The sequence below is a fragment of the Streptomyces sp. NPDC034084 genome (genome assembly GCF_055575535.1).
On sequence record NZ_JBVISK010000002.1, the window covers coordinates 575,139 to 600,880 of the forward strand.

Genomic DNA, 25,742 nt, shown 5'->3' on the forward strand with positions numbered 1-25,742 from the left:
TCAGGCCGCCGTGTCGAACGTGTAGTGGCGGGTGTGGTCCAGCATGTCCGCCGGGGTCACGTCGTTCCACGGTCGCATGGTGTCGCCGAGGTCGACGACGTTCGCGGTGCCGGCGGCCGGCAGGTACGTCGACCGGGGGTGGCGGGCCTGCCACTCGGCCCACAGCTTGTCCACGAAGGCGTGGTGCAACCAGAAGACGGGGTCGTTCGGGGAGACACCGGTGGCCATCTGGCCGCCGACCCAGACGTGGACGCGGTTGTGGAGGTTCACCCCGCGCCAGCCCTCCAGGTGGTTGCGGAAGCCGTCCGAGGAGCTGTTCCAGGGGGCCATGTCGTAGGTCTCCATGGCGAGGACCGAGTCGACCTCGGCCCGGGTGGGCAGCTGGCGGTCGCCCGCGCCGAGGTCCCGCCGGAGGTAGTCCCGCCCGTCGACGCGGACGTTGATCGTCCAGCGGTTGCCGGTGCGGGCGAAGGGGCCGTCCGTCACCTGGCCGTCGCGGGCCCGGCCGGTGCCGCCGAGGAAGTCGGGCGCCCAGAGCGACGAGCGGGAGGTGCGGTCGGCCGTCCAGTCCCAGTACGGGAGGGTGACGGTCGGGTCGACGGACCGCAGCGCCTCCTCGAACTGTATGAGGAAGCGCCGGTGCCAGGGCAGGAACGAGGGCGAGCGGTGGCCGACCCGGTCGCCGCTGTCGGTGTCGCTCATGATGAAGGCGTTGTGCGTGGTGACGAAGGTGTCGTACCGCCCGGAGCGCTTGAGCTCCAGGAGGGCGTTGACGAAGCGCCGCTTCTCGTCGGCGGTGAGGGTGGCCTGGTTCTTGCGTACGGTCATGGTGGTGCCGCTTCCGGGTCGGATCAGGTGAGGGTGAGGGGTACGAGCGGGGCGCCCTGGAGTTCCCGGACGGCCGCGCGGGCCACCGCCCTGGGCGTGGCGACGGGCTCGTAGTGGTTGATCACGCTGATCCAGGTGCCGTCGGCGTTCCGCATGACGTGCAGTTCCTCGCCGTCTATCGTCACGGAGTAGCCGCCTCCGTGGTGTCCCCCGTGGTGGCCGCCGGCGCCCGAGGGTCCGCCCTTGATGCGGCGGCCCTGGTAGACCTCGTCGAACGAGTCCGGGGCGGCCGCGGGTGCGGTGGCCCGGGGAGCGGCGGCGGCCGGGCCGGCCAGGGCGAGGCCCGTGGCGGCGCCTGCCGCGCCGGCCGCGACGCCGAGAGCCCGGCGGCGGGTGATGCTGGACATGAAACCCCCAAGTGATCGGTGCGACCGGGGGGTTCGGTCAGGTGCCCCCCGGCAGCCCTCATCAGTACCCGGGGGTGTCGGCGCGGCGGAAATCACCGGTGACCGGTTGGCCGTGAAGTGGACAACATGCCATGGTAAGTACAGATTTGAACGGAGTTGATCTTGCTGTCGCGAGGGGCGGAGCTGCCCCGGAGCGAAGATCCTACGGAGAAGGTGATCATTTCGTGAATGATCTTCGGCTCCGGGGTGCGCGGTGTGGCGGAGCCCACGCCGCCAGACTGTCCGGATTCCGATCAGCCCCGCGGGGCCTTCCTCCGCGCCCGCAGCCACTCCTTGTTCATCGCCGCGATCGACGGAAGGGGGATGCCCTTCGGGCAGGCCGTGGCGCACTCGCCCGTCAGGGTGCAGCCGCCGAAGCCTTCCGCGTCCATCTGGGCGACCATGTCGAGGACCCGGGTCTCGCGTTCCGGGGAGCCCTGCGGCAGGACGTTCAGGTGGTTGATCTTGGCGGAGGTGAAGAGCATCGCCGAGCCGTTCGGGCAGGCCGCCACGCACGCGCCGCAGCCGATGCACTCGGCGTGCTCGAAGGCGGAGTCCGCGTCGGCCTTGGGCACCGGCGTGGCGTGGGCCTCGGGGGCGGCGCCCGTGGGCGCGGTGATGTAGCCGCCCGCCTGGATCACCCGGTCGAAGGCGGAGCGGTCGACCACCAGGTCCTTGACGACGGGGAACGCGGACGCCCGCCAGGGTTCGACGTCGATGGTGTCGCCGTCGCGGAAGGAGCGCATGTGGAGCTGGCAGGTCGTGGTGCGCTCCGGTCCGTGCGCGTCGCCGTTGATGACGAGGCTGCACGCGCCGCAGATGCCCTCGCGGCAGTCGTGGTCGAAGGCCACGGGGTCCTCGCCGCGCAGGATGAGCTCCTCGTTGAGGGTGTCGAGCATCTCCAGGAAGGACATGTCGGGCGAGATGCCGTCCACCACGTAGGTGGCCATGGCGCCCTCGGTGCCGGCGTTCTTCTGGCGCCAGACGCGCAGGTTGAGCCTCATGCGTAGCTCCGCTGGGTGGGGTGGACGTACTCGAAGGTGAGGTCCTCCTTGTGGAGGACGGGCGCGCGGTCCGGAGCGGTGAACTCCCAGGCCGCCGCGTAGGCGAAGTCCTCGTCGCGGCGGGCGGCCTCGCCGTCCGGCGTCTGGGACTCCTCGCGGAAGTGGCCGCCGCAGGACTCGGCGCGGTGGAGCGCGTCCAGGCACATGAGCTCGGCGAGCTCCAGGTAGTCGACGATCCGGTTGGCCTTCTCCAGGGACTGGTTGAACTCCTGACCGGTGCCCGGAACCTTGACGCGGCTCCAGAACTCCTCGCGGATCTCGGGGATGCGACGGAGGGCCGTGCGCAGCCCCTCCTCCGTACGAGCCATCCCGCAGTACTCCCACATCAGTTCACCGAGTTCGCGGTGGAAGGAGTCGGGGGTGCGGTCGCCGTCGACGGAGAGCAGGAGGTGGAGGCGGTCCTCGGTCTCGGCGAGGACGTCCCGTACGGCCGGGTGGTCGTCGGTGACGGGCTCGCTCAGCGGATGGCGCGCGAGGTAGTCGTTGATGGTGGCGGGGAGGACGAAGTAGCCGTCGGCGAGGCCCTGCATGAGGGCGGAGGCGCCGAGCCGGTTGGCCCCGTGGTCGGAGAAGTTGGCCTCGCCGATGGCGAAGAGGCCGGGGACGGTGGTCTGGAGGTCGTAGTCGACCCAGAGTCCGCCCATCGTGTAGTGCACGGCGGGATAGATCCGCATGGGGACCTCGTACGGGTTCTCGGCGGTGATCCGCGCGTACATGTCGAAGAGGTTGCCGTACTTCTCCTCGACCTTCGCCCGGCCCATCCGGCGGATCGCGTCGGCGAAGTCCAGGTAGACCCCCTGTCCGCCCGGACCCACTCCCCTGCCTTCGTCGCAGACGTTCTTCGCGGCGCGGGAGGCGATGTCGCGGGGGACGAGGTTGCCGAAGGAGGGGTAGATCCGCTCGAGGTAGTAGTCGCGCTCGTCCTCGGGGATCTCGGCCGCCGGGCGGTTGTCGCCCTTGGCCTTGGGAACCCAGATCCGGCCGTCGTTGCGCAGCGACTCGCTCATCAGCGTGAGCTTGGACTGGTGGTCGCCGGTGCGCGGGATGCAGGTGGGGTGGATCTGGGTGAAGCAGGGGTTGGCGAAGTACGCGCCGCGCCGGTGCGCCCGCCAGACGGCGGTGGCGTTGGAGTTCATGGCGTTCGTCGACAGGTAGAAGACGTTGCCGTAGCCGCCGCTGGCGAGGACGACCGCGTCCGCGTAGTGCGTGGAGATCTCGCCCGTGATCAGGTCGCGGGCGACGATGCCGCGGGCCCGCCCCTCGACGACGATCAGGTCGAGCATCTCCGTACGGGCGTGCATCTCGACGTTGCCGGCGGCGATCTGCCGGGACAGCGCCTGGTAGGCGCCGAGGAGGAGCTGCTGGCCGGTCTGGCCGCGGGCGTAGAAGGTGCGGGAGACCTGGACGCCGCCGAAGGAACGGGTGTCGAGGAGACCGCCGTACTCGCGGGCGAAGGGGACGCCCTGGGCGACGCACTGGTCGATGATCTCGACGGAGATCTGGGCGAGGCGGTGGACGTTGGACTCGCGGGCCCGGAAGTCGCCGCCCTTGACGGTGTCGTAGAAGAGGCGGTGGATGGAGTCGCCGTCGTTGCGGTAGTTCTTTGCGGCGTTGATGCCGCCCTGGGCGGCGATGGAGTGGGCGCGGCGCGGGGAGTCCTGGAAGCAGAACTGGACGACCTGGTAGCCCTGTTCGGCGAGGGTGGCGCCGGCGGAGCCGCCGGCGAGGCCCGTGCCCACCACGATGACGCGGTGCTTGCGCCGGTTGGCCGGGTTGACCAGCCTGGCCTGGAAGCGGCGGGTGTCCCAGCGCTCGGCGATGGGCCCTTCGGGGGCCTTGGTGTCGGCGATGGGCTCACCGGTGACGTATGCGAGGTAGCTCATGTCAGCTCACCACTCCGGTCATGACGGCGACGGGGACGGAGACGAAGCCCGCGGTCAGGACGAGCGCGAGGGCGTTGGCGAGGGTCTTGAGGAGGCGCTCGCGGCGGGCGTTGCCGACGCCCAGGGTCTGGGCGGCGCTCCAGAAGCCGTGGCGGACGTGGAGTCCGAGGGCGAGCATGGCGACGATGTAGACGACATCGCCGTACCAGGTGGAGAAGGTGTCGACGACGTTCTGGTAGGGCTTGCCCTCCTCGAAGCCCCCGGTGTGGACCGTGCCGGTGGTCAGGTCGAGGACGTGCCAGACGATGAAGAGGCCGAGGATGACCCCGCCCCAGCGCATGGTGCGGGTGGCGTACGAGGAGCGCCTGCGGCGGTGGACGTACGCGGTGGGGCGGGCCTTCAGGTCGCGCCGGCTGAGCTGGTACGCGGAGACGGCGTGGGCGAGGACGGCGGCGAGGAGCACGATCCGGACCAGCCAGAGGGCCCACTCGTGGTGCAGTACGGGAGCGCCCATGACGCGCAGCCAGTGGCCGTAGGCGTTGAACTCCTCGGGGCCGAAGAAGACCTTGAGGTTGCCCGCGACGTGGGCGACGAGATAGCCGAGCATGATCAGCCCGCTGACGGCCATGACCGTCTTCTTGCCGAGGGTCGACGACCAGAATCCGCGGGAGGGTGTGGGGGACGGCGGGCGGGAGGCCGTCCGCTCCCTCGTGGGTGCCAGAGCCATGTTCTCGACGCTAGGGCCGAAGGGCCCGAGAGGTCCAAGACATGGTCCGGCTGATCTCGATAGGCCTTCCCTATCCATGTCCTCTACGCTGGGGGCATGCAGTTCCAGCAGCTCCTCTACTTCGTCGCCGTGGCCGAGACCCGGCACTTCACGCGGGCCGCCGAACGCGTCCATGTCTCGCAGCCTTCGCTCTCCCAGCAGATCAAGGCCCTGGAACAGGAGTTGGGCGCGGAGCTGTTCAGCCGCGCCCGGGGGAACATCACGCTCACCGACGCGGGCGAGGCCCTGCTGCCGCTCGCGCGCCGGATCCTCGCCGACACGGAGACGGCCCGCCTGGAGGTGCAGGAGCTGGCCCAGCTCAAGCGGGGCCGGGTGCGGCTCGGTGCGACGCCGAGCCTGTGCACGGGGCTCCTTCCGGACGTGCTGCGGGCCTTCCACGACCTGCACCCGGGGATCGAGCTGCTCATCGAGGAGGGCGGCTCGCACGATCTCGTACGGGAGCTGGCGCGCGGAGCGCTCGACCTCGCGCTCGTCGTCCTCCCGCTGCCCACTCCCTCCCCCGCCCTGACGACGGTCGAGCTGCTCCGGGAGGACCTGGTCGTGGTCTCCGCCGCCTCGGAGCCGGCGCCCCGGCGGCCGGTACGGATCGCCGACCTCCGGGACCAGCCGCTCGTGATGTTCCGCCACGGCTACGACCTGCGGGAACTCACCGTCGCGGCCTGCCGGGCCGAGGGGTTCGAGCCCACGTTCACCGTGGAGGGCGGGGAACTGGACGCCGTGCTCGGTTTCGTACGGGCGGGGCTCGGGCTGGCGGTCGTGCCGGCGATGGTCGCGGCGCGCGCGGGGCGGGACCTGCGGGTGACGGCCCTGGCCCGGCCGGGCCTGCGCCGCACGATCGCCCTGGCCCACCGCAGCGACGTGGCACCGCCACGAGCGGCCCGCGAACTCCAGCGCCTGCTGCTGCGGCAACGGTGACCCCGTTGTGGGCGCCCGTACTGGGCGGCGCCCCGCCCCCCCCACGGCGGGTGGGCGAAGGGGCCCGCCCTGCAGGGGCGCACCCACACGGGGAACTACACCGCGTCCGCCAGGAGCAGGGAGTGGATGCGGTCCGGGGCGCCCGGCCGGGCGTAGTACCAGCCCTGGGCCGTGTCGCAGCCGAGGTCCCGGAGCTGACGGGCCTGGGCCCCGGTCTCCACGCCCTCGACCGTGACAGCCAGCTCCAGGCTGTGCGCCAGTGAGACGATCCCCTCGACGATCTTGAGGTCGACCGGGTCCACCGGATGCTGCTGCATGCCCCGGGTGAAGGAGCGGTCCAGCTTCAGGACGCTCACCGGCAGCCGCCGCAGGTTCGCCAGGTTCGAGTAGCCGGTGCCGAAGTCGTCGAGGGCGATGTCCACGCCCATCTCGGCGAGCTGCCGCAGCGGCTTCAGGAGGTCCTCGTCGGCGCCGATGAGGGCCGACTCGGTGACCTCCAGGCAGAGCGCGCCCGGTTCGAGCCCCGACCGCTCCAGGACGTCGACGGTGTCGGCGACCAGCCGCGGGTGGTGCAGCTGTGTCGGGGAGAGGTTGACGTTGATCCGCAGCGGGCCGCCGTCGGAGTGCCGGGTCTGCCAGAAGCGGGCCTGGCGCACGGCCTCCTGGAGGACCCAGCGGCCGAGCGGCACGATGAGGCCGGTGTCCTCGGCGAGCGGGATGAAGCGGTCCGGGCCGAGCACCCCGTGCTGCGGGTGGCACCAGCGGACGAGGGCCTCCGCGCCGTGGACGCTGCCGTCGTCGAGGTGGACGAGCGGCTGGTACTCGATGAAGAACTCGCCGCGCTCCAGGGCGGTCGGCAGGGCGGTGGTGAGCCCGTGCCGGGTGATGGCGCGGGCGTCGGCCTCGGGATCGGCGAGCTCGAAGCGGTTGCCGCCCGCCGACTTGGCCCGGTACATGGTGATGTCGGCGCTGCGGAGCACCTCGGCCGGGGTCCGCTCCCCCGCCGGGCCCTCGACCACGCCGAGGCTGCCGCGCACGGTGAGCTCACGGCCGTCGATGCGGAGGGGGGTGGAGAGGGAGGCGAGGATGCGATCCGCGAGTTCGGTGACGTCCCGCTGACCGCCGGAGCCGGTGGTGAGGGCCACGAACTCGTCGCCGCCGAGCCGGGCGACCATCTCGCCGGCCCCGGTGACGCAGCTCTGCAGCCGGTCGGCGACCTCGACGAGCAGCCGGTCGCCGGTGGAGTGGCCGAGGCTGTCGTTGATGACCTTGAAGCCGTCGAGGTCGAGGTAGCAGAGGCCGAAGCGGGCGTTGTCGCCGGGCGCGAGCGCCTTCTCCAGGCGTTCGAAGAACAGGGTCCGGTTGGGCAGCCCGGTGAGCGCGTCGTGCGTGGCCTCGTACCGCAGGCGCAGATGGAGCAGGCGCCGTTCGGTGGTGTCCTCCATGAGGGCCAGCTGGTACTGGGGGTTGCCGTCGGCGTCCCGGAGGAGCGAGACGGTGAGGTTCGTCCAGAGAACCGTTCCGTCACCCCGGTAGTACGGCTTCTCGACGCGGTAGTGCTCACGCTCGCCGCGGACCAGCTCCTCGTACAGCTTCCAGACGTGGGGCCCATCCTCCGGGTGGGCCCACTCGCTGACGTTCCGGCTGCGCACCTGGCCCTCCATCCCGCCGAACATACGGGTGAGGGTCTCGTTGACCTCCAGGACGTTGCCGTCGAGGTCCGCGATGCCGATGCCGATCGCCGCCCCGTCGAAGACCGCGCGGAAGCGGCTCTCGGTGGCGTGCAGGGCGATCTCGGCGGCGCTGCGGGCGGCGAGCGCGGAGCGGGCGATGGCCTCCTGCTCGGAGCGGGTGCGCTCGCGGAGGGCCTGCGCGTAGCCGGCGGCCATGGCGTGCTGGAGCCGGGCGCAGCGGGCGCGCAGTTCCTCGGCCGCGAGGTCCGACTCCGTGCCGCAGTAGAGCACCAGGTACGACTCGACGACGCCGAGGCTGCGGCCGAGCGCGTCCGGGTCGGTGCAGTGGGCGGCGACGAGGGCCGCGCCGGCGCGATGGGCCGGTGCCGTGTCGAAGGGGCGGGCGTGCAGGGCGTCGCACAGGGTGCGGGCCAGCGGCAGCAGATGCCCCTCGAACTCGGCGCGGGTGAGCGAGGTGGCGGTCACCGGGAAGATCGCGCGGCTCCAGATGGTGACGAACCGCCTGAGTCTGTCCTCCGGGCCGTCGGCTTCGGCGACGGCGCCGGACGGCTGCGACGGGACCTTCACGCCTTGCGCCCCACCCCTGCGAACCCGGAGAAGGCGTACGGATCCTCCTCCTCGGCCGGGCTGTCCGGCCGCCAGAGCGGCATCGGCACGAGTCCGGGCTCGACCAGTTCGGTACCTTCGAAGAAGCGGATGATCTCGTCGCTCGACCGCATCACCAGCGGGTTGCGGATGTCGCGGTAGACCCCGACGGTGCCGCCCGCCCGCTCCTCGGAGAGCGGGATGCCCTCGTACGAGGCATGGGTCAGGATGACGAGGCTGCCGGGGGCGAGGGCGTCGATCAGTTCGGCGACGGCCTCGTGCGGCCGGTCCTCGTCCTCCAGGAAGTGCAGGACGGCGACGAGGAGCAGGGCCACCGGCCGGTCGAGGTCGAGGAGCCGGGCCACGTCGGGGCTGTACAGGATGTCGGCCGGCTTGCGCAGGTCGGCGGCGACGACGGCGGCGCTCTCGTCGCCCTCCAGGACGGCGCGGCTGTGGGCCACGGCGACGGGGTCGTGGTCGACGTAGACGACCCGGGCGGCGGGGTCGGCGGCCCGGGCGACCTCGTGCACGTTGCCGAAGGTGGGTATGCCGGAGCCGATGTCGAGGAACTGGGTGACGTCGTTGTCAGCGGCGTGGCGGACGGCGCGCCGCATGAAGGCACGATTCGCCTGCATGATCTTGGGGAGGCCAGGCATGAACTCCATGGCCTTGCGCGCCGCTTCCCGGTCCACTTCGAAATTGTGCGAGCCGCCCAGATAGAAGTCGTACATACGGGACACGCTCGGCACCGAGATGTCGATACCGGGCGGAGCCCAGGCGGGACGCTCCATCAATGTCTCCAACAAGTCGCCATGGGGGACGCGGCCAGGTGTTCGCGGCCGGTGTTCGAGGTGAGGCTACTGATCGCCCGCCGGGAGAGCGAGTAGAAACGGAAATTCGCGGTCCGTTCTTGGTCACACGCCATTGGCACGTGCTCAATGAACGCCGAGTTCACGCCTTCAGACTGTGCAGCTTCACGTGCATATGATCGTGCGTCAGGCCGCAAGAGGGTGCCGGTCACGTCCGGCGGATCGCCAGGCCCCTTCCGTACCTCGACTGTTGTCGTTTTCGGGACCTGGTCGCCGGTGAAGGATGCCCTGTCGGCCGTGCCGTCCGACAGGGTGACAACCGGACAGTTCTTGCCCGGGAGGCCTGAACGGGCCGTGTCGGCCATCCGTCCGGAAACAGTACGCACGGTAATACCGGGCATTGTGCCGAATCCGCCTCCGGCACCCGGCGCAACGTCAAGCCCATACATCCGGAGATCCCCTCCATCTGGCGAATCCGGACCGATTCCGCCCCGCCGCCCTCTGTCTGTGATCAAGCTCGACGGCGTGTCTCTGTACGGATCACTCCTCGCGCGGCCGCTGGCGGCCCTCGGACTCGTGTGGCTGCTCGCCGCACCGGTGCCCGCCGCCGCCGACGCCTGCGCCTACGCCTCGACCGACTCGGGCGGTGCACACCTCGCGGTGGCGGTCGCCGGCGACGCCCACTACGACGACCACCAGGAGAACGGCCACGGAAAGGGCGGGGGGCAAGGCAAGGGCAAAGGGCACGAGGACCACGGAAAGGGCAAGGGCAAGGGTCACGACCATCACCACCACCCGAAGCCCTGCGACCCCGAGCCGCCCCCGCCGTGCCCCTCACCCACGCCCGAGCCCACGCCCACGCCCTCACCGACGCCGACGCCCAAGCCCCCGTCCCCCTCTCCCTCCCCGACGCCGACGCCGAATCCGGAGCCGCCCCAGCCGCCCAAGCCCAAGCCGGTTCCGCCCCGCCCCGCGCCGAAGCCGCCGGCCGTCAGGCCGGCGCCGCGCCCGGAGCCGCCGTCCCCCACGCCTCCGGCCACGAGGCCGCCGCAGCCCGCGCCCGCTCCGCCGCTCCCGCCGTCCCCGACGCCGCCGCCCACCGTACGGCCCCGTCCGGCGCCCCCTTCCCCCGTGGCGCTGCCCCACTACCGCCAGGCGACGCGCGCCAAGAAGCAAGGGGGCACCTCCGTGGTCACCGCGACGCTCATGATCACCGCCCCTGCCGTGCTCGCGACGGCGATCCTGCGCCCGCGCTCCAAGTGACCCGCGGTCCCGCAGGCCCCTCTGATCCCACCGACCGCCCGCCCCTCTGATCCCGCCGGAGGAATCCATGTCCGAATGGCTTGTTCTCTCCCTCGCGATGGCCGCCGCCTGCGCCGTCGTGCTCACCATCGTCGTCATCAACAACCGCCGGATCCCCGAGGACGACGACCCCAGCGAGACCCCCGACGTCATCGAGTACATGACGATGATGATCGGCGTGATCTACGCGATCGTCCTCGGCCTGGCCATCGCCGGCGTCTGGGAGGCCCGGGGTGCCGCTCAGGAGACCGTGCGCCAGGAGGCCCAGGCGATGCACGAGATCTCGGCGCGCTCCGAGGTCTACCCACAGGAGGTCCGGGCCCGGATCCGCACCGACGTCGACGCGTACGTCTCGTACGTGGTCCACGACGAGTGGACGTACATGGCCGACAAGGGCGAGCTCAGCGACGAGGGCACCGCGCTCCTGGAGCGGGTGCGGCGCAGTGTCACCGACTACCAGCCCGCCAACGACTTCGAGGGGCAGGCGTACCAGCCGCTTGTCGACCAGGTGGCCGCCGCCGACGACGCCCGGGGCGCGCGCGGCCAGAACGCGGGGGCGACGATGCCCGGGGTGGTCTGGTTCGGCCTGATCATCGGGGCTCTGGTGACGGTCGGCCTCATCTTCACGCTGCAGATCCGCAGGACCGGCCGGGAGCTGCTGCTCGCCGGGCTCTTCAGCGTGCTGATCGCCTTCCTGCTGTTCCTCATCTGGGACTTCGACGCGCCGTTCGGCCGAGGCATCTCGGCCACCGCCGCGCCGTTCACCGATCTGTTTCCGCAGATCACAGGCTGAGCGGGCCCGTGCGAGTGGGCCACCCGGGGGACATCGGTGCCCCATTCGCACCTCTGGGATCGCGGCTGTGGTAGTGCGCTCCTAGCGTTTCGGGCATCGAGGTGCACCGTCCTTCGCGGAACCCCTTCCGCGGCTGCCCCTCGGGACCCGGAGGATTCACCATGCGCGCGATACGTGCCGCGTCCACTGCCCTGTTGGGGGCGGCCGCCCTCGCCCTGGCCGCCCCGGCCGCCCTCGCGGCGGACGGTGCTCCCGCGAGCGACCCGCGAGTGGCCAGGGCCAAAGCACCGGGCGATTTCGTCGTGTCGCCCGCGGTCGTCGCCCCGGGCGGCCGGGTGACGCTGAGCGCCCCCGGCTGCGCCAGTACGGCGACCGCCTCGGCCGGCATCTTCGACACCGCCACCATCGCACCCGGTGCGACGGTGACGGCCACCGTGGACGCGGACGCCAAGCGCGGCGCCGTGTACACGGTGCTGTTCAACTGCACGGGCGGGGTGCAGGACACCGTCGCCCTGACGATCAGCGGTGCTCCCACCGCCACCCCGACCATCAGCGCCACGGTCCTCACGCCTCCGCGCGGGGTGCGGGGCGGTCTCGGTGGTTCGATGGCGCCCAGTTCCACCGAACTGGCCGCGGGCGGGGCGCTGTTCCTGGCCGCTGCCGCCGCGGGCACCGTCTATGTGGTCCGCCGCCGCTCGGGCTCCGGCCGGCGTCACTGAGCGGCCGGCCGTGGCCCGGGGGTGCGGCGGCGTCCCGGACGCCCGTCACCCCCGGGTCCCTGCCGGGACTCGGGGGTGACGGGCACGACGGGCCGACCGGGAGGTTCGGCCGGTCAGACTCCGGCGCCGGTCAGGCGCCGACGGCGGACGATGAAGAGCCCGCCGCCGAGCGCGGCCGCGGCGACGAGGCTGCCGCCGACGGCCATCTCGGTGGAGCTGGGAGCCAGCGAACCGCCGAGGCCGCCGGCCGCGCCCTGGCCGACCAGGACCCGGAACGGCTGCGTGAGCGTACGGCCGTTGCACTGGACGGCCAGGTTGTACTGGCCGGGCGTGGCGTTGTTGAAGATGCGGGCGGTGGCGGTGGACACCCCGTTCACGGCCGGGGAGAGCGTGACCGTCGGGAAGGCGTTGGACGTGACCGTGCCGCCGGCGCAGCCCCGGACGGTGATCGTGAGAGTCGCGCCCTGGTGGACCGCGAAGGGGGACACGGTGACGCCGTTGGATCCGTCTCCGCCCCGCTCGGCCTGCGAAGGGCTGAGGGTCACGCTGCCGGGCCCGTTGGTTGCGGTGGCGAGGGGGGCCGCGAGGCCGACCGCCGCGAGTGCGGTGGCGGTCACCGCCAGAGTGCGTGCAGCACGCATGGTTGAACCTCCAGTGGAAGACGCCCCAAAGCGGTGCTCCGGGAGATTCGACGAGTACGCCTTCCATGACGAACCATCACAAACCGGTGCCAGGCGTGCATGTCGGCACTGGGCCGGTCCGGTGAGGCGACACGCCGAGAAAGGGACACCTTGAGGCGGCGGAATCGCAGGTCAAAGCCTTCCGGGAGGCTTATCTGACGATTACTCGGATGGGTCAGCCCGGCTGTCACCCGGCTGCGCCGTACGCAGGGCTCCCCGCTCACGCCGTGCGGCGCACCGCGCAGGCGTCCGGACACCCGTCGGGCACACCGCCGCCGGGGCCCGGACACCCGTCCGGCGGCGGCCCCCACCCGTTCGCGCCGTCCGGCGCGACGGTCCGCGCGACCGCCCTTACCGTTCTGACGACGCCGAGAAGGGAGAACCATGCCCCCGAAGGACTTCCGCGTCTTCGAGCGCAGGAGACGCCAACCCTGGGGCGTCCTGGCCCTCGCCATGCTGTCCGGGCTCGCGATGATGCGCAACGGGGTGGACGTCCCCCTCGGGCCGCCGCAACCCGCCGCGGCGGCCCGGCCGGCGGCACGCCCGGTCGCCCCGCCGCCCGCCGCGAACACCGGTCTGGAGCCGCTGCCGTCCGCCCCGGCCTCCCGGGTCAAGATCCCGGCGATCCAGGTGGCGGCCCCCATCATCGACGTGGGTCTGGACGAGCAGGGCTGGGTGGCGGCCCCGCCCCCGGAGGACCCCAACCTCGTCGGCTGGTACCAGAACGGCATCGCCCCCGGCATGCGCGGCACCTCCGTCCTCGTCGGCCACGTCGACAACACGAAGGGCCCGGCGGTCTTCTACGGCCTGGGCTCCCTCCAGAAGGGCCAGCACGTCGAGGTCGAGCGGTACGACGGCCGGGTCGCGGTCTTCGAGATCTACGGCGTCGAGGTGTACGCCAAGGACAACTTCCCCGGCGTAGAGGTCTACGCCGACACCGGCGAGCCGGAGCTGCGGGTGATCACCTGCGGCGGCGGCTACACGCGCGCGCGTGGCTACGACGGGAACGTCGTCGTCTTCGCGCGCATGGTCGGCTCGCGGTAGCGCCCGCCCGCGGCGGAGGGCCCCGGCACCGGGAGGTGCCGGGGCCCTTCGCCTTCCGTACGCTCAGCGCCGGGGGACGGTGATGTGGTAGCCCGCGTCGAGGAGTTCCGGCAGGTAGCGGCGGAGCGCGGCCACACTCTGGGAGCGGTTGCCGCCGGCGTCGTGGGACAGGACGACGACGCCGGGTGCGGCTCCGTCGAGGACGCGGCGGACGATGGTGGAGGTGCCGGGTTCCTTCCAGTCCAGGGTGTCGACGGTCCAGGCGAGCGGCTCCATGCCGAGTTCCGCGCCGATCTCGAAGGAGTGCCGGTTCCAGGCCCCGTAGGGCGCCCGGTACCAGAGCGGGGCGGTGCCGAGGGCCCGCTCGACGACCTCGCTGGTGGAGCCGAGTTCGTCGCGGATGCGGGAGGGCCGCAGCTTGGGGACGAGGGGATGGGACCAGGTGTGGTTGCCGACGACGTGGCCGTCCGCGGCCATCTCCCGCAACAGGTCCTGGTTCTCCACGGCCATCTCGCCGCAGACGAAGAACATCGCCCGGCAGTCGTAGCGGCGCAGGGTCTCCAGAATCCCGGGGGTGTACAGGGGGTCGGGACCGTCGTCGAAGGTCAGCACCATCGAGCGGCCCACCCCGGACATGCTGAGGAAGGGCCGCTGCCGCACCGGCGGAACCGCGCGCCGGAAGGCCGGGGGCGCGTACGCGGTCATGGGCTGGAGCCGGTACGCGGACCCGCGCAGCCGGGCCGCCTGCGTCTGCGGGCCCGCGGCGGGCCCCGAGCGCCCGGGGCCCGACGTGCCGCGGGGTGTGGAGACGGCGCCGGTGGCCGTGCCGGGTGCGGCGAGCCGGTCCGCCGCGAGGCCTCCGACGGTGGCGGTGGCCCCGAGGGCGGCGGCGAGGCGCAGGACCGCCCTGCGCCCATGGGGCATCTGATCCTTTTTCATGACTAATGGTTCGTACGGGCGAGGGTCCGGGCAGCTCAGCGACACCGGGCGCCTGTCCGAAAACACCCGATGAGCCGATAGCCTCGAAGGGTGAGCGAACAGCGGCGAGGCCACTTCGAACGCGGTACCGACGGCCCCAGAGTGATCATGGCGGGGGTCGACGGCTCCGCCTCCTCCCTGCGCGCCGCGGCGTACGCGGCCGGGCTCGCCCGGCGCCAGAACGCCCTGCTCGCGCTCGTGTACGTGCAGCCGCTGATCCCGGCGGGCGCGGCGCTCGGCGCGCCCGTGGCCGGGACGACCGAGGAGATCGCCGAGGACCTCGCCGCCGAGATCCGGACGTCCGCGGAGAGAGTCAAGGACCTGTGGCGGATGCGGTGGGAGTTCCACACCTTCCGGGGCGACGCCTACGCGGGCCTGGTCCAGGCGGCGGAGGAACTGACCGCGGACGCCGTGGTGGTGGGCACCTCGGAGTCGGCGGGCCACCGCTTCGCCGGCTCGGTCGCCGTCCGCCTGGTGAAGGCGGGCCGCTGGCCGGTCACCGTCGTGCCGTGACCGGCCGGCCGTAGGGCATGGCCGGCGGATCAGGGCCGGGCCGCGACGCCGGACGGGCCTGCACCTCCCGCTACTCCCCCATCACCAGGCCGTCCTTGGCGGCGCCCCGGCCGAGGACCACCTGCCGGACGGTGTCGCGGATCCCGGCCAGGTGTGCGTTGCTCCCGTCCGAGCCGAGGTTCACCACGCGGCCCTGCGCGGTGTCGAACCACTGGGGGACGAACTCGGCCCTGGTGACCTGCCAGCGCCCGCCGGCGGTCCTGGGCGGGGTGAAGGTGAAGCGGCCGATGCTGCTCTGGTTGCCGCGCGGGTCGTAGGCGCCCTCGTGATTGATCATGTCGCCGGCGATCTGGTCGCCCATCCCGTAGACGATCCAGGTCCCGTTGACCTTCTCGTAGGCCTGGGGCACGTGGGCATGTGTACCGAGAAGGAGATCCACGTCCGGGCGTCCGCCGCTCCGCGAGGCTGTCAGCGCACGGCCGAGGGAGAGCTGCCGCTCGTCGGGTTCGGTCTGCCACTCGGTGCCCCAGTGGACGCTGGCCACCACCACGTCGGCGCCGGCCGCGCGGGCGGCGCGGGCGTCGGCGATCACCTTGTCCTCGTCGAGCAGACGGACGGCCCAGGGCTGCCCCTCGGGGAGCGGGTATCCGTTGGTGTCGTAGGTGTAGGCGAGGTGGGCGACCGTGGCGCCGCCCGCCTTGAGCAGGGTGGGCCGCGCCGCCTCCTCGGCCGTACGGGCGGAGCCGGCGTGCCGGACACCGGCCTTGTCGAGCGCGTCAAGGGTGCGGGCGAGGCCCGCGGCGCCGTCGTCGAGGGTGTGGTTGGAGGCGGTGGAGCAGGAGTCGTAGCCGGTGACCTTGAGCGCGGCGGCGACCTCGGGGGGAGATGCGAAGGCGGGGTAACCGGTGTAGGGCCCGCCCTCCGCTCCGTACACGGTCTCCATGTGACAGATGGCCAGGTCGGCGCGGGAGACGAGGGGCTTGGCGCCGGAGAGCATGGGGCCGAAGTCGTAGCCCGCCCCCTTCGCGTCCTCGGCGGCCCGCCGGATGATCGAGTCGTGCGGGAGGACGTCACCGGAGGCGACGAGGGTGAAGCCGGTGGCCGCGGAGGCCCCGCCGGGTGCGGCGGACGCCGCGCCGGGGCTCGCGCCGCCGGTCCGCCCGGCCGCGGTTCCCGGGGTGGAGGTGCCGATGGCCGGGCCGTTGCCGCCGGTGCAGCCGGTGGCCGCCGCGAGCAGGAGCGCGGCGAGTACCGCCACCCCCTTGGGTCTGGTGCGTGAGGTCATGTACGGCACTCCGCCCGAGTCATGTGATGAACATCCGTTCTGACGAATTGATCTCCTGAGAAAGCCGCAGTCAAGGGTCAAGGCCGCGCCGGGCGACGAACCCCGCTGAAACGGACGCAACGACTCGGTTCGACCGTTCGCCGTACCATTCGCCGCTCGGTCCGACCGTTCGTCGCAGACCGATGTCCGTTCCCTGTCGCCCGGCGTCCGGATGCGCTCGTATACGCCCGGGACGATGACGAGCCGCGGGAGAGGCGGGCAGCATGACGACGGCGACGACCGACGAGCGGACCCTGGAGAAGTTGCAGCGGGACCACGGTCCGGCCCTGCTCTCCTTCCTGCTCGGCCTGACCTACGGGGACCGGCAGCGGGCCGAGGACCTCGCCCAGGAGACCCTGGTACGGGCATGGCTCCACCCCGAGGCCTTCGACGGCCCCTACGCGTCGATGCGCCCCTGGCTCTTCACGGTGGCCCGCCGCCTCGCCATCGACGCGCGCCGCTCACGTCTCGCCCGGCCCGCCGAGACCGGCGACGGCGTCCTCGCCGTGACGCCCGACCCCGCCGACCCCACTGCCTCGGCCGAGGCCGCGCTCGACGTCCGGGCGGCTGTGCGGGAGCTGAGCCCCGAGCACCGCGCGGTGCTCGTCCGGCTCTACTTCCACGGCCTCACCGTCAACGAGGCCGCCGTCGAGCTCGGCATCCCCGCCGGGACCGTCAAGTCCCGCTCGCACTACGCCCTGCGGCAGCTCGGCCGCTCCCTGCCCGGCTACCGGCCGCGCCGCGCGGCCGTTGCCCGGGCCCACGCCGGAGCCCCACAATGACGCCGTGACGCTGACACGCACCGCCGCCGAACAGGTCCTCGCCGACAACTTCGCCCCCTGGGTGCTCGACCTGGGACTGACCGTCGAATCCGTCGACTCCGCCGACGGCCACGAGGCCGTGCTGCGGCTTCCCTGGTCGGACCGGCTCGCCCGGGAGGGCGGCGGCCTCTCCGGCCAGGCCTTGATGGCCGCCGCAGACACCGCGACGGTGATCGCGGTCGCCGCCGCCCGGGGCGGTTTCGTGCCGATGACCACCGTCCAGCAGTCCATCAGCTTCCAGCGCGCGGTGATCGGCGCCGACGTCCTCGTCCGGGCCCGGCTCACCAAGTCGGGGAAGCGGATGGCCTTCGCCGACATCACCATGACTGCCGACGGCACGGAGGAGACCGCGGCCCACGCGACCGCCGTCTACGCACTGCTGGGGTAGCTCACCCGCGTCCCTCCCCGCCCGCCCGACATCAGGCACCTCACCCGTACCGATCCGGCCGGAAAACGTATCCGAAACCACACGGGCGAGTTGAGTAAAGCGGGACCCGCGGGCGCCCTTCACGGAGGAGGCTCTCCCCCGGGCCCCCCGACGTCCGGGGGCCACTCACGTCCGGGAGAAGGTGGGAGCGTTGCTGCCCGAGAGCACGAACGGCGCCGGCGGCACGAGCGGCGGCGGTCTCGCCGTCCCGATGGCCTGGCTGTGCGCCGAGTACCTGGCCGACGAGGTGCTGCGGGCCGCCGCGCTCGTGGCGCCCGGCTCACTGGAGTACCGGGCGGGTCTCCAGGCCCTGGCCCTCACCGTCCACCTCACCGAGGAGCCCGGCGGACCGGCCGGCGGCAGGGCCGGCCACCGGGCCGACGAGTGGCTGCGGCACACCGCCTACGACCGGCCCTGGCCGCCCTGGGTCGAGGAGCGGCTCGCCGCCCGGCAGGCGGCCTGCGGCGACGGCCCCGACCTGGCGCTGGCGCGGACCGCCTGGCGACGGCTGCGGGACACCTGGATCCGCGCCGCCGACCTCGACGGCCGGACGGACCCCGAGAGCGCGGTCGACGAGGCCGAGCAGATCTGGCTCCCCGCCTGGAAGCTGGGCCTTCCGCTCGCCCATCTGTCGCTGTACCTGCGCTGACGGCACCTAGGATGCGGAAGGGTGCACCCCGGGGCGGTACTTGGGGACCCGTACCGTCACCTTCATCCCGGCGCCGACCCCGGTCTCGATGACGAGACCGTGCTCCGCCCCGTACACCTGGCGCAGCCGTTCGTCCACGTTGGACAGGCCGATGCCGGAGCCCGCCGGGTGCTCCCCGCGCAGTACGGCGCGCAGCAGCTCCGGGTCCATGCCGACGCCGTCGTCCTCGACGGTCACCACCGCCTCGGCGCCCGCGTCCCGGGCGGCGATCGTGACCCGGCAGCCCTTCTCCCGGTCCTGGAGGCCGTGCTTGACGGCGTTCTCCACGAGGGGCTGGAGGCAGAGGAACGGCAGGGTCACCGGCAGCACCTCGGGGGCGATCTGCAGGGTCACCTTGAGCCGGTCACCGAAACGGGCCCCTGCCAGGGCCAAGTACTGCTCGACGGCGCGCAGTTCGTCGGCGAGCTGGGCGAACTCGCCGTGACGGCGGAAGGAGTAGCGGGTGAAGTCGGCGAACTCCAGGAGGAGTTCCCTGGCCCGCTCGGGGTCGGTGCGGACGAAGGAGGCGATGGCCGCGAGGGAGTTGAAGATGAAGTGCGGGGAGATCTGGGCGCGCAGGGCGCGGATCTCGGCCTCCACGATCCGGGTGCGCGAGCGGTCCAGCTCGGCCAGTTCCAGCTGGACGGAAACCCAGCGGGCCACCTCGGTCGCGGCCCGCACGAGGACGGCCGACTCCCGCGAGCCGTAGGCGACGAGCGCGCCGAGGACCCCGTCCTCCCCGGTGAGCGGAGCGGTCACGGCCCAGCGCAGCGGGCACGCCGGGTCGTCGCAGCCGCTGTGGGCGGAGCGGCTGCGGCCGGTCGCCAGGGTCTCGGCGGCCTGCTCGGGGACGTGCGCCCGGTGATGGTCCTCGCCCGGCCCGTCCCAGGCGAGGACCGCGCCCCGGTCGGTGAGGCAGAGCGCCTCGGTGCCGAGCAGCGAGCGGAGTGTCCGGGCCGCCTTGCGCGCGGTCTCCTCGGTGAGTCCGCCGCGCAGCGGCGGCGCGGCGAGCGAGGCGGTGTGCAGGGTGTGGAAGGTGGCCCGTTCGACGGGGGTGCCGAGGTCGGGATCGGCGGCGCGGCCGCCGCGCCGGGCGGCGAACCGGCCCAGGACGAAGCCGGCGGCGAGCAGCACGGACGCGGCGGCGGACGCGGCGGCGACGGCGATGCCGCTCATCGGCGGGTTCCTGGACGGGCCGCCACCGGTGCCTCCTGCGCGGGTACGGCCCCGGTGATCTCCTCCGGGAGGTGGAGGCGGGCGAGGATGGCGGGGGTGCCGGGCGGGATCCGGCGGGGGGTGGCGAGCGAGACGAGCACCATCGTCAGGAACCCCAGGGGGACCGACCAGACGGCCGGCCAGGCCATCAGGGTGTGCGGCCAGCCCCCGGGGGCGAGTCCGGCCCGGGTCGCCATCACGGCCGCGAGGGCGGAGCCGCCGCCGAGCAGCAGCCCGGCCATGGCGCCGGGCGGGGTGAGCCGCCGCCACCAGATGCCGAGGACGAGCAAGGGGCAGAAGGAGGAGGCGGAGACCGCGAAGGCGAGGCCGACGGCGTCGGCGACCGGGACCTTGGAGGCGACCACCCCGACGGCGAGCGGGACGGCGGTGGCGAGCAGGGTCGCGAGGCGGAAGTGCCGTACGCCCCGGGAGGGCAGCACGTCCTGGGTGAGGACCCCGGCGACCGACATGGTGAGCCCGGAGGCGGTGGAGAGGAAGGCGGCGAAGGCGCCGGCCGCGAGGAGCGCCCCGAGGAGGTCGCCGAGGACTCCGCCGAGGATCCGGTCGGGCAGGACGAGGACGGCGGCGTCGGCGGAGCCGGTGAGGGCGAGTTCGGGAGCGTAGATCCGGCCGAGGGCGCCGTACAGGGGCGGCAGCAGGTAGAAGGCGCCGACGAGGCCGAGGACGACGAGGGTGGTGCGGCGGGCGGCCCGGCCGTGCGGGCTGGTGTAGAAGCGGACGGCGACGTGCGGGAGGCCCATGGTGCCGAGGAAGGTCGCGAGGATCAGTCCGTACGTGGCGTACAGCTGGTGTCCGTCGCGGCCCCCGGCCAGCGGCTGGGACCAGCCGAGGGGGTCCGTACCGCCGGCGGCCCTCTCGGGCAGCGTCGCGCCCGGGGCGAAGGCGAGCGTGGTGCCGCCCCGGACGTGGTGGGTGCCGGCCGCGAGGGTGACGGTCCGTCCGGCGTACGCGAGGGAGTCGACGCTGCCGGTGACGGTGACCGTGAGCGGGGCGTCGAGCCCGATCCGTACCGTGTCGGCGACCTCGACGACGGTGTGACCGCGCAGCACGGCGGGGGCGTCGAAGCGGGCCCGGGGTGCCCCGTCGCCGTACCAGGCGGCGAGCAGGAAGAGGGCGGGGACGAGCAGGGCGGTGAGTTTCAGCCAGTACTGGAAGGCCTGGACGAAGGTGATGCTGCGCATGCCGCCCGCGGCGACGGTGCCGGTGACGACGAGGGCGACGAGCAGCCCGCCGACCCAGTCGGGGGCGCCGGTGAGGATCTCCAGGGTGAGGCCGGCGCCCTGGAGCTGCGGCAGCAGGTACAGCCAGCCGATGCCGACGACAAGGAGGCTGGCGAGCCGCCGGGCCTGCGGGGATTCGAGGCGGGCTTCGGCGAAGTCGGGGAGGGTGTACGCGCCGGAGCGGCGCAGCGGGGCGGCGACGAGGACGAGCAGGACGAGGTATCCGGCGGTGTAGCCGACCGGGTACCAGAGCATGGCGGGGCCCTGGACGAGGACGAGCCCGGCGATGCCGAGGAAGGAGGCGGCCGAGAGGTACTCGCCGCTGATGGCGGCGGCGTTGAGGCCCGGCCGGACGGTCCGGGAGGCGACGTAGAAGTCGGAGGTGGTGCGGGAGATCCGCAGGCCGAGCGCGCCGATGAGGACGGTGGCGAGGACGACGGCGGTGACGGCGGCGACCGCGTAGGTCTGGTTCATGCGGCGTGTCCGACCGGCCCTCAGCGCTCGACGAGGCGGGTGAAGTCGCGCTCGTTCCGCTCGGCGCGGCGCACGTACCAGTGGGCGATGGCCCAGACGACCGGGTACACGCCGCAGCCGAGGGCGGCCCACACCAGTGCCTCGGGTGCGGGCAGGGCGAGCAGCAGCGGCAGCGAGCCGACGAGCAGGGCGAGGGCTCCGAGGGCGGTGAGGGCGGCACGGAGCTGACTGCGCATCAGAGAGCGGACGTACGTGTGGCCGAGGGTGGTCTGCTCGTCGATCTCGGAGCGCGCCGGTGGGTGAGCGGGGCGCCGCCCGGCGGGACGGGGCACGACTCCCGGGCCGTGGGCGGAGGCGTAGGTGACGGTCTCTCGCCGGGGTCTGCGCAGGGGGTGGTGCTCGGACATCGGGGTCGCTCCGGCCTCTCTCGCCGGCTTCCGGTCGGCGGGCGCGGTGAGTCTACGCATCGGCCGCACGTCGCGGTAGGGGTCCGTGCCTCAGCCACCGGCCCGCCGCATCAGGAGGTCCCGCAGGTGGCGGGCGTGGCGGCGGCTGACGGCGAGGTCGGTGTCGCCGAGCCGGACGGAGGTGGCGCCGCCGTCGAGCCGGAGTTCGTCGATGCGGGCGAGTGCCACGAGGTGGCTGCGGTGGATGCGGACGAAGCCCCGAGCGGCCCAGCGCTCCTCCAGGGTGGAGAGCGGGATGCGGACGAGGTGGCTGCCGTGGTCGGTGTGGAGGCGGGCGTAGTCGCCATGGGCCTCGACGTACGCGATGTCGTCGACGGCCACGAAGCGGGTGACGCCGCCGAGTTCGACGGGGATCTGCTCGGGGACCGCCGGAGCGGCGGGCGCCGCGGTGGCGTGGACGAGTTCGTGGACGCGGCGGACGGCTTCGGCGAGGCGTTCGCGGCGCACGGGCTTGAGGACGTAGTCGACGGCCTTCAGGTCGAAGGCCTGGAGCGCGAAGCCCTCGTGGGCGGTGACGAAGACGACGAGCGGCGGGCGGGCGAAGCCGGCGAGCAGGCGGGCGACATCGAGGCCGGTCAGTCCGGGCATGTGGATGTCGAGGAAGACGACGTCGATGCCGTCGTCGCTCTCGGGCCCCGTGTCCACGGCCCGCCCGATCCTGCGGAGGGCCGCGGTGGCGTCACCGGCGCCCTCGGCGGTCCGCACCCGGGGGTCGGCGCGCAACAGGTAGAGCAGCTCGCCGAGGGCGGGCTCCTCGTCGTCGACGGCCAGGACGCGCAGCATGCGGCGCAGTCTAGAGCGCGGGGGCGAGCTCTATTTGAGCAGCTTCGACAGGCGCCGGTCGGCGAGGATCTTCCCGCCGGTCTGGCAGGTGGGGCAGTACTGGAGGGAGGAGTCGGCGAAGGAGACCTCGCGGACGGTGTCGCCGCAGACGGGGCAGGTTTCGCCGGTGCGGCCGTGGACGCGCAGGCCGCTCTTCTTCTCGGCCTTGAGCTTGCCGGCGGCGAGGCCGTGGGAGCGGGCGACGGCCTCGGCGAGGGTGGTGCGCAGCGCGGTGTACAGGGCGGTGGTCTCTTCCGGGGTGAGGTTCTGCGTGGGTTTGAAGGGCGAGGTCTTCGCGGCGTGGAGGATCTCGTCGCTGTAGGCGTTGCCGATGCCGGCGATGAGGCTCTGGTCGCGCAGGGCGCCCTTGATCTGGCGCCGTTCGCCGGCGAGCAGGGCGGCGAACTCCTCGGGGCCGAAGTCCTCGGCGAGCGGGTCGGGTCCGAGGCGGGCGACGCCCGGCACCTCCTGGGGGTCGTGGACCAGGTGGACGGCGAGGCGTTTGGTGGTGCCGGCCTCGGTGAGGTCGAAGCCGTCGCCGCCGGTGAGGGCGGTACGGAGTGCCAGCGGGCCCTTGCCGGGTTTCGGCGGCCCGGAGGGCAGCGGGTCCTGCCAGCGGAGCCAGCCGGCGCGGGCCAGGTGGATCAGGAGGTGGAGTTCCCCCGCCGCCCCGGTGGTGGTGAGGTCGAGGAACTTCCCGTGCCGGCCGATCGCGGTGACCTCGGCGCCCTCGATGGCGCCGATGGGCGGGTCGTACGTCTTGAGGACGCTGATCGCGACGGGCAGGACGCGGGCGATCTCCTTGCCCACCAGGTGCGTGTCGAGGAACGCGCGGAGCGCTTCCACCTCGGGGAGTTCGGGCATGGCTCCACCCTGCCGCACCGCGGATCGGGCCGCGAGGCGGGCAGCGCTCAGGGTGTGCGACGTACGGCTCCACCCTGCCGCACCGCGGATCGAGCCGCGAGGCGGGCAGCGCTCAGGGTGTGCGACGTACGGCTCCACCCTGCCGCACTGGGCATCGGGGCGCGCGGCGGGCAGCGCTTAGGGTGTGCGACGTGCGTGTACTGCTCGTCGAGGACGACGAAGACCTCCGGTTCGGGGTGGCCGCTGCGCTGCGGGCCGCCGGGCTCGCCGTCGACGAGGCCGCCGATCTGCCCCGGGCCGACGAGGCGCTGTTCGTCACGGCGTACGACTGCGCGGTCTTCGACCGGATGCTGCCGTCCGGGGACGCCGCCGCCTATGTCGACGGGCTGCGGCGCTCCGGGCGCCACGTGCCGGTCCTCTTCCTGACCGCGCGTGACACGGTGGCGGACCGGGTGGAGGGCTTCGCGAGCGGCGGGGACGACTACCTGGTCAAGCCGTTCGCCGTGCCCGAGCTGGTCGCCCGGGTGCGCAGCCTGTGCCGCCGGTCCGCGGTCGTACGCCCGCCGGTGCACCACGTCGGCGACCTGGAGATCGACACCGCGCGCCGGCACGTCCGCCGGGCCGGGGTGCTGCTCACGCTCACCAGCAGGGAGTTCGCGGTCCTCGAGGTCCTCTCGGCGCGCTCCGACCAGGCGGTCTCCCGCGCCGAGCTGATCGAGAGCTGCTGGGACGAGATGGCCGAACCGCAGTCGAACGTCCTGGAGGTGCTCGTCTCCCAGCTGCGCCGCAAGCTCGGAGAGCCGACGCTGATCCACACGGTGCGCGGGGTCGGCTACCGGCTCTCCCCCGACGCCGCCCGGTGAGGCCCTCGCGCCTCCGGGGGCCTCGGACCGGTTCTGGCTCCCCCGGCCGGGCGAGGCCGCTCACGCCGACGGCGCGGGTGCTGCGGCTGCGCCGGCGGATCAGTCTGCTCTTCGCGCTGACCAGTGCCCTGGGGCTGATCGCGATGGCCGTGCTCGCCGTGCGCAGCGACAGCGGCCGCTGGCGGGAGCAGCTCGATCACACCATGGACGCGGACACCAGCTGGGCCCTCGGGCTCCTGGACACCGACGAGGACGGACACCTGGTCCTGGACGTCCTGGCGGACTCGGTGGACACCGCGTGCCCGCCGCTGACCGTGCTCCTCGTGGACGGGAACGACCCGGCGGCGCTGACCGTCGAGCACGCGCCGGCGAAGCCGTGTCTGACCGTGAGCCGGGCCGTGGTCCTGGAGGCGGGCCGCGCGGCGGTGCGGGCAGACGGAGTCCGGGCCTTCGACGGGCGTACGACGGACGGCGAGCCGGTACGGGTCTTCGCGCAGCCCTTCTACGCGCCGGAGGCGGCGGACGACGAGGGGCCGCAGGGCGTGCTGGTGACCATGGCCGACGCGAGCGCCCAGCGGGACGACCACCGGCGGCTCGTGTGGCTGGTGACGGGTGGCTGCGCGGTGCTCGTCCTGCTGTCGGCGGCCGTCGGTCACGTCCTGTCGGGACGCGCGGTCCGGCCCGCGCTCACCGCGCTCGACCGGCAGGAGGCGTTCCTCGCGGACGCCGCGCACGACCTGCGGACCCCGGCCGCCTCGCTGCGGACGCTCGCCGAGACGGCGCTCCGGGGCGAGACGGACGGCGCGGACGTGCACCGGCGCACGCTGCGCCTGGCGGAGGGGATGGGCCGGCTCGTCGACGGGCTGCTCACCCGGGCCCGCCTCATGTCCGGTACGGCCACGGTGACACGGCAGCCGCTGCGCCTGGACCAGCTGGTGGAGGCGGTCGCCCAGGAAGCCACCGAGGCCGCGGAGGATCCCGGGGCACGCCCGGCCGGGGCGGTGGATGGCGCGGCTGCCGGGGCCGGCGCGGGGTCTGCCGGGGGCCGCGCGGGGGCCTTCGGTGTCGGCGCGGGGGTCTCCGGGGCCGGCGTGCAGGGCCATCGCGTCCGGGTCGAGGCCAAGGAGACCGTCGTGGTCGCCGACCCCGACCTCGTCCACCGGGCCGTCCGCAATCTGCTGGACAACGCGCTCGCGCACGGCCACGCCCCTGGCGTCCCGGCGGACGTGCTCGTCACGGTGGGCCGCGACGGCACACTGACGGTCGAGGACGCGGGCCCCGGCCTGCCCCCGGAGGTGGCGGGCGCGCTGTTCGAGCGGTTCCGCAGCGGAACGGGGTCCACCGGCCTCGGGCTGTCCATCGCCTCCTGGGTCGCCCACGCGCACGGCGGCGCCCTCACGGCCGGACGCGGCGCACGCGGCGGGGCCCGCTTCGTCCTGCGGCTGCCGACCCCGGACTGACCCGGGCCCCGCCCGACGGGAGCCGTCCTCAGGAAA

At 73.2% G+C, this 25,742-nt stretch carries 26 protein-coding genes; 11 read left to right on the forward strand and 15 right to left on the reverse strand.

Translation table 11 applies throughout. The features are described 5' to 3' along the window. The 5 genes from melC2 to ACZ51I_RS08015 all read right to left on the reverse strand — a co-directional run bounded on the left by melC2 (position 1) and on the right by ACZ51I_RS08015 (position 4,948). Positions 1 to 828, reverse strand: a complete 828-nt coding sequence (melC2, locus tag ACZ51I_RS07995; RefSeq protein ID WP_468872485.1) for a tyrosinase MelC2 — start codon at positions 826 to 828, stop codon at positions 1 to 3. A gap of 23 nt (positions 829 to 851) precedes the next feature. Then, positions 852 to 1,235, reverse strand: a complete 384-nt coding sequence (gene melC1, locus ACZ51I_RS08000; RefSeq protein ID WP_468872488.1) for an apotyrosinase chaperone MelC1 — start codon at positions 1,233 to 1,235, stop codon at positions 852 to 854. Between the two features lie 293 nt (positions 1,236 to 1,528). Next, complete coding sequence (locus ACZ51I_RS08005) at positions 1,529 to 2,278, reverse strand: succinate dehydrogenase/fumarate reductase iron-sulfur subunit (protein WP_468872490.1); 750 nt, start codon at positions 2,276 to 2,278, stop codon at positions 1,529 to 1,531. Next, positions 2,275 to 4,221 (reverse strand): fumarate reductase/succinate dehydrogenase flavoprotein subunit, encoded by a 1,947-nt coding sequence (locus tag ACZ51I_RS08010; protein WP_468872493.1) that lies wholly within the window; start codon positions 4,219 to 4,221, stop codon positions 2,275 to 2,277. The genes ACZ51I_RS08005 and ACZ51I_RS08010 overlap by 4 nt, the downstream gene beginning before the upstream one ends. 1 nt (position 4,222) lies before the next feature. Then, entirely contained in the window at positions 4,223 to 4,948 is a 726-nt protein-coding gene (locus ACZ51I_RS08015; protein ID WP_468872495.1) for a succinate dehydrogenase, read from the reverse strand. 96 nt (positions 4,949 to 5,044) lie between these two features. Between ACZ51I_RS08015 and ACZ51I_RS08020 the strand changes: the two genes are divergently transcribed. After that, a complete protein-coding gene (locus ACZ51I_RS08020) occupies positions 5,045 to 5,923 on the forward strand; it encodes a LysR family transcriptional regulator (RefSeq protein ID WP_468872497.1) in 879 nt (292 codons plus the stop codon). Between the two features lie 95 nt (positions 5,924 to 6,018). Here ACZ51I_RS08020 and ACZ51I_RS08025 read toward each other — a convergent pair whose 3' ends face one another. Both ACZ51I_RS08025 and ACZ51I_RS08030 read right to left on the reverse strand, forming a co-directional pair. Continuing rightward, the gene (locus tag ACZ51I_RS08025) at positions 6,019 to 8,184 is read right to left on the reverse strand and encodes a putative bifunctional diguanylate cyclase/phosphodiesterase (RefSeq protein WP_468872499.1); all 2,166 of its coding nucleotides are present in this window, start codon (positions 8,182 to 8,184) and stop codon (positions 6,019 to 6,021) included. After that, positions 8,181 to 8,993: an SAM-dependent methyltransferase gene (locus tag ACZ51I_RS08030; RefSeq protein WP_468872502.1), complete on the reverse strand. Its 813-nt coding sequence runs from the start codon at positions 8,991 to 8,993 to the stop codon at positions 8,181 to 8,183. The genes ACZ51I_RS08025 and ACZ51I_RS08030 overlap by 4 nt, the downstream gene beginning before the upstream one ends. Before the next feature lie 543 nt (positions 8,994 to 9,536). Here ACZ51I_RS08030 and ACZ51I_RS08035 point away from each other — a divergent pair. From ACZ51I_RS08035 to ACZ51I_RS08045, 3 genes are all read left to right on the forward strand, one after another. Then, the gene (locus ACZ51I_RS08035; RefSeq protein WP_468872503.1) at positions 9,537 to 10,274 is read left to right on the forward strand and encodes a hypothetical protein; all 738 of its coding nucleotides are present in this window, start codon (positions 9,537 to 9,539) and stop codon (positions 10,272 to 10,274) included. A 67-nt stretch (positions 10,275 to 10,341) separates the two neighbouring features. Then, positions 10,342 to 11,106: a bestrophin-like domain gene (locus ACZ51I_RS08040; RefSeq protein WP_468872506.1), complete on the forward strand. Its 765-nt coding sequence runs from the start codon at positions 10,342 to 10,344 to the stop codon at positions 11,104 to 11,106. A gap of 161 nt (positions 11,107 to 11,267) precedes the next feature. Next, positions 11,268 to 11,825: a hypothetical protein gene (locus tag ACZ51I_RS08045; RefSeq protein ID WP_468872508.1), complete on the forward strand. Its 558-nt coding sequence runs from the start codon at positions 11,268 to 11,270 to the stop codon at positions 11,823 to 11,825. Positions 11,826 to 11,938: 113 nt separating this feature from the next. Here the strand turns inward: ACZ51I_RS08045 and ACZ51I_RS08050 are convergent, their stop codons facing one another. Further along, complete coding sequence (locus ACZ51I_RS08050; RefSeq protein WP_468872510.1) at positions 11,939 to 12,466, reverse strand: hypothetical protein; 528 nt, start codon at positions 12,464 to 12,466, stop codon at positions 11,939 to 11,941. A gap of 423 nt (positions 12,467 to 12,889) precedes the next feature. Here ACZ51I_RS08050 and ACZ51I_RS08055 point away from each other — a divergent pair, with 423 nt between their 5' ends. Continuing rightward, a complete protein-coding gene (locus ACZ51I_RS08055; protein WP_468872513.1) occupies positions 12,890 to 13,549 on the forward strand; it encodes a class F sortase in 660 nt (219 codons plus the stop codon). A gap of 63 nt (positions 13,550 to 13,612) precedes the next feature. On the opposite strand, the gene ACZ51I_RS08060 is transcribed toward ACZ51I_RS08055, so the two are convergent. Beyond that, a complete protein-coding gene (locus ACZ51I_RS08060) occupies positions 13,613 to 14,473 on the reverse strand; it encodes a polysaccharide deacetylase family protein (RefSeq protein ID WP_468872515.1) in 861 nt (286 codons plus the stop codon). A gap of 162 nt (positions 14,474 to 14,635) precedes the next feature. On the opposite strand from ACZ51I_RS08060, the gene ACZ51I_RS08065 reads away from it, so the two are divergent. Then, entirely contained in the window at positions 14,636 to 15,040 is a 405-nt protein-coding gene (locus ACZ51I_RS08065) for a universal stress protein (RefSeq protein ID WP_468873801.1), read from the forward strand. A gap of 70 nt (positions 15,041 to 15,110) precedes the next feature. On the opposite strand, the gene ACZ51I_RS08070 is transcribed toward ACZ51I_RS08065, so the two are convergent. Beyond that, positions 15,111 to 16,325 carry a CapA family protein gene (locus ACZ51I_RS08070; RefSeq protein ID WP_468872517.1) on the reverse strand — a complete coding sequence of 405 codons (1,215 nt, stop codon included), beginning with the start codon at positions 16,323 to 16,325 and terminating at the stop codon, positions 15,111 to 15,113. A gap of 263 nt (positions 16,326 to 16,588) precedes the next feature. On the opposite strand from ACZ51I_RS08070, the gene ACZ51I_RS08075 reads away from it, so the two are divergent. The 3 genes from ACZ51I_RS08075 to ACZ51I_RS08085 all read left to right on the forward strand — a co-directional run bounded on the left by ACZ51I_RS08075 (position 16,589) and on the right by ACZ51I_RS08085 (position 18,261). Continuing rightward, positions 16,589 to 17,146 carry a sigma-70 family RNA polymerase sigma factor gene (locus tag ACZ51I_RS08075; protein ID WP_468872519.1) on the forward strand — a complete coding sequence of 186 codons (558 nt, stop codon included), beginning with the start codon at positions 16,589 to 16,591 and terminating at the stop codon, positions 17,144 to 17,146. Positions 17,147 to 17,150: 4 nt separating this feature from the next. Next, complete coding sequence (locus ACZ51I_RS08080) at positions 17,151 to 17,573, forward strand: PaaI family thioesterase (RefSeq protein ID WP_468872522.1); 423 nt, start codon at positions 17,151 to 17,153, stop codon at positions 17,571 to 17,573. Positions 17,574 to 17,763: 190 nt separating this feature from the next. Then, on the forward strand, positions 17,764 to 18,261 hold the full coding sequence (locus ACZ51I_RS08085; protein WP_468872524.1) for a hypothetical protein: 498 nt from the start codon (positions 17,764 to 17,766) through the stop codon (positions 18,259 to 18,261). 6 nt (positions 18,262 to 18,267) lie between these two features. Here the strand turns inward: ACZ51I_RS08085 and ACZ51I_RS08090 are convergent, their stop codons facing one another. The 5 genes from ACZ51I_RS08090 to ACZ51I_RS08110 form a co-directional block, all read right to left on the reverse strand. Further along, positions 18,268 to 19,476 carry a histidine kinase gene (locus tag ACZ51I_RS08090; protein ID WP_468872527.1) on the reverse strand — a complete coding sequence of 403 codons (1,209 nt, stop codon included), beginning with the start codon at positions 19,474 to 19,476 and terminating at the stop codon, positions 18,268 to 18,270. After that, positions 19,473 to 21,230 carry a sodium/solute symporter gene (locus tag ACZ51I_RS08095; RefSeq protein WP_468872529.1) on the reverse strand — a complete coding sequence of 586 codons (1,758 nt, stop codon included), beginning with the start codon at positions 21,228 to 21,230 and terminating at the stop codon, positions 19,473 to 19,475. Before ACZ51I_RS08095 ends, ACZ51I_RS08090 begins: the two co-directional genes overlap by 4 nt. A gap of 20 nt (positions 21,231 to 21,250) precedes the next feature. Continuing rightward, positions 21,251 to 21,637, reverse strand: a complete 387-nt coding sequence (locus ACZ51I_RS08100) for a hypothetical protein (RefSeq protein ID WP_468873803.1) — start codon at positions 21,635 to 21,637, stop codon at positions 21,251 to 21,253. Between the two features lie 90 nt (positions 21,638 to 21,727). After that, positions 21,728 to 22,480 (reverse strand): LytR/AlgR family response regulator transcription factor, encoded by a 753-nt coding sequence (locus ACZ51I_RS08105; protein WP_468872531.1) that lies wholly within the window; start codon positions 22,478 to 22,480, stop codon positions 21,728 to 21,730. Positions 22,481 to 22,510: 30 nt separating this feature from the next. After that, positions 22,511 to 23,383: an Fpg/Nei family DNA glycosylase gene (locus ACZ51I_RS08110; protein ID WP_468872534.1), complete on the reverse strand. Its 873-nt coding sequence runs from the start codon at positions 23,381 to 23,383 to the stop codon at positions 22,511 to 22,513. Positions 23,384 to 23,574: 191 nt separating this feature from the next. Between ACZ51I_RS08110 and ACZ51I_RS08115 the strand changes: the two genes are divergently transcribed. Together ACZ51I_RS08115 and ACZ51I_RS08120 are read left to right on the forward strand one after the other, a co-directional pair. Next, positions 23,575 to 24,246, forward strand: coding sequence for a response regulator transcription factor (locus ACZ51I_RS08115; RefSeq protein ID WP_468872536.1), 672 nt, complete (start codon positions 23,575 to 23,577; stop codon positions 24,244 to 24,246). A 77-nt stretch (positions 24,247 to 24,323) separates the two neighbouring features. Further along, positions 24,324 to 25,706, forward strand: coding sequence for a sensor histidine kinase (locus tag ACZ51I_RS08120; protein ID WP_468872538.1), 1,383 nt, complete (start codon positions 24,324 to 24,326; stop codon positions 25,704 to 25,706). Positions 25,707 to 25,742 lie beyond the last annotated feature (36 nt).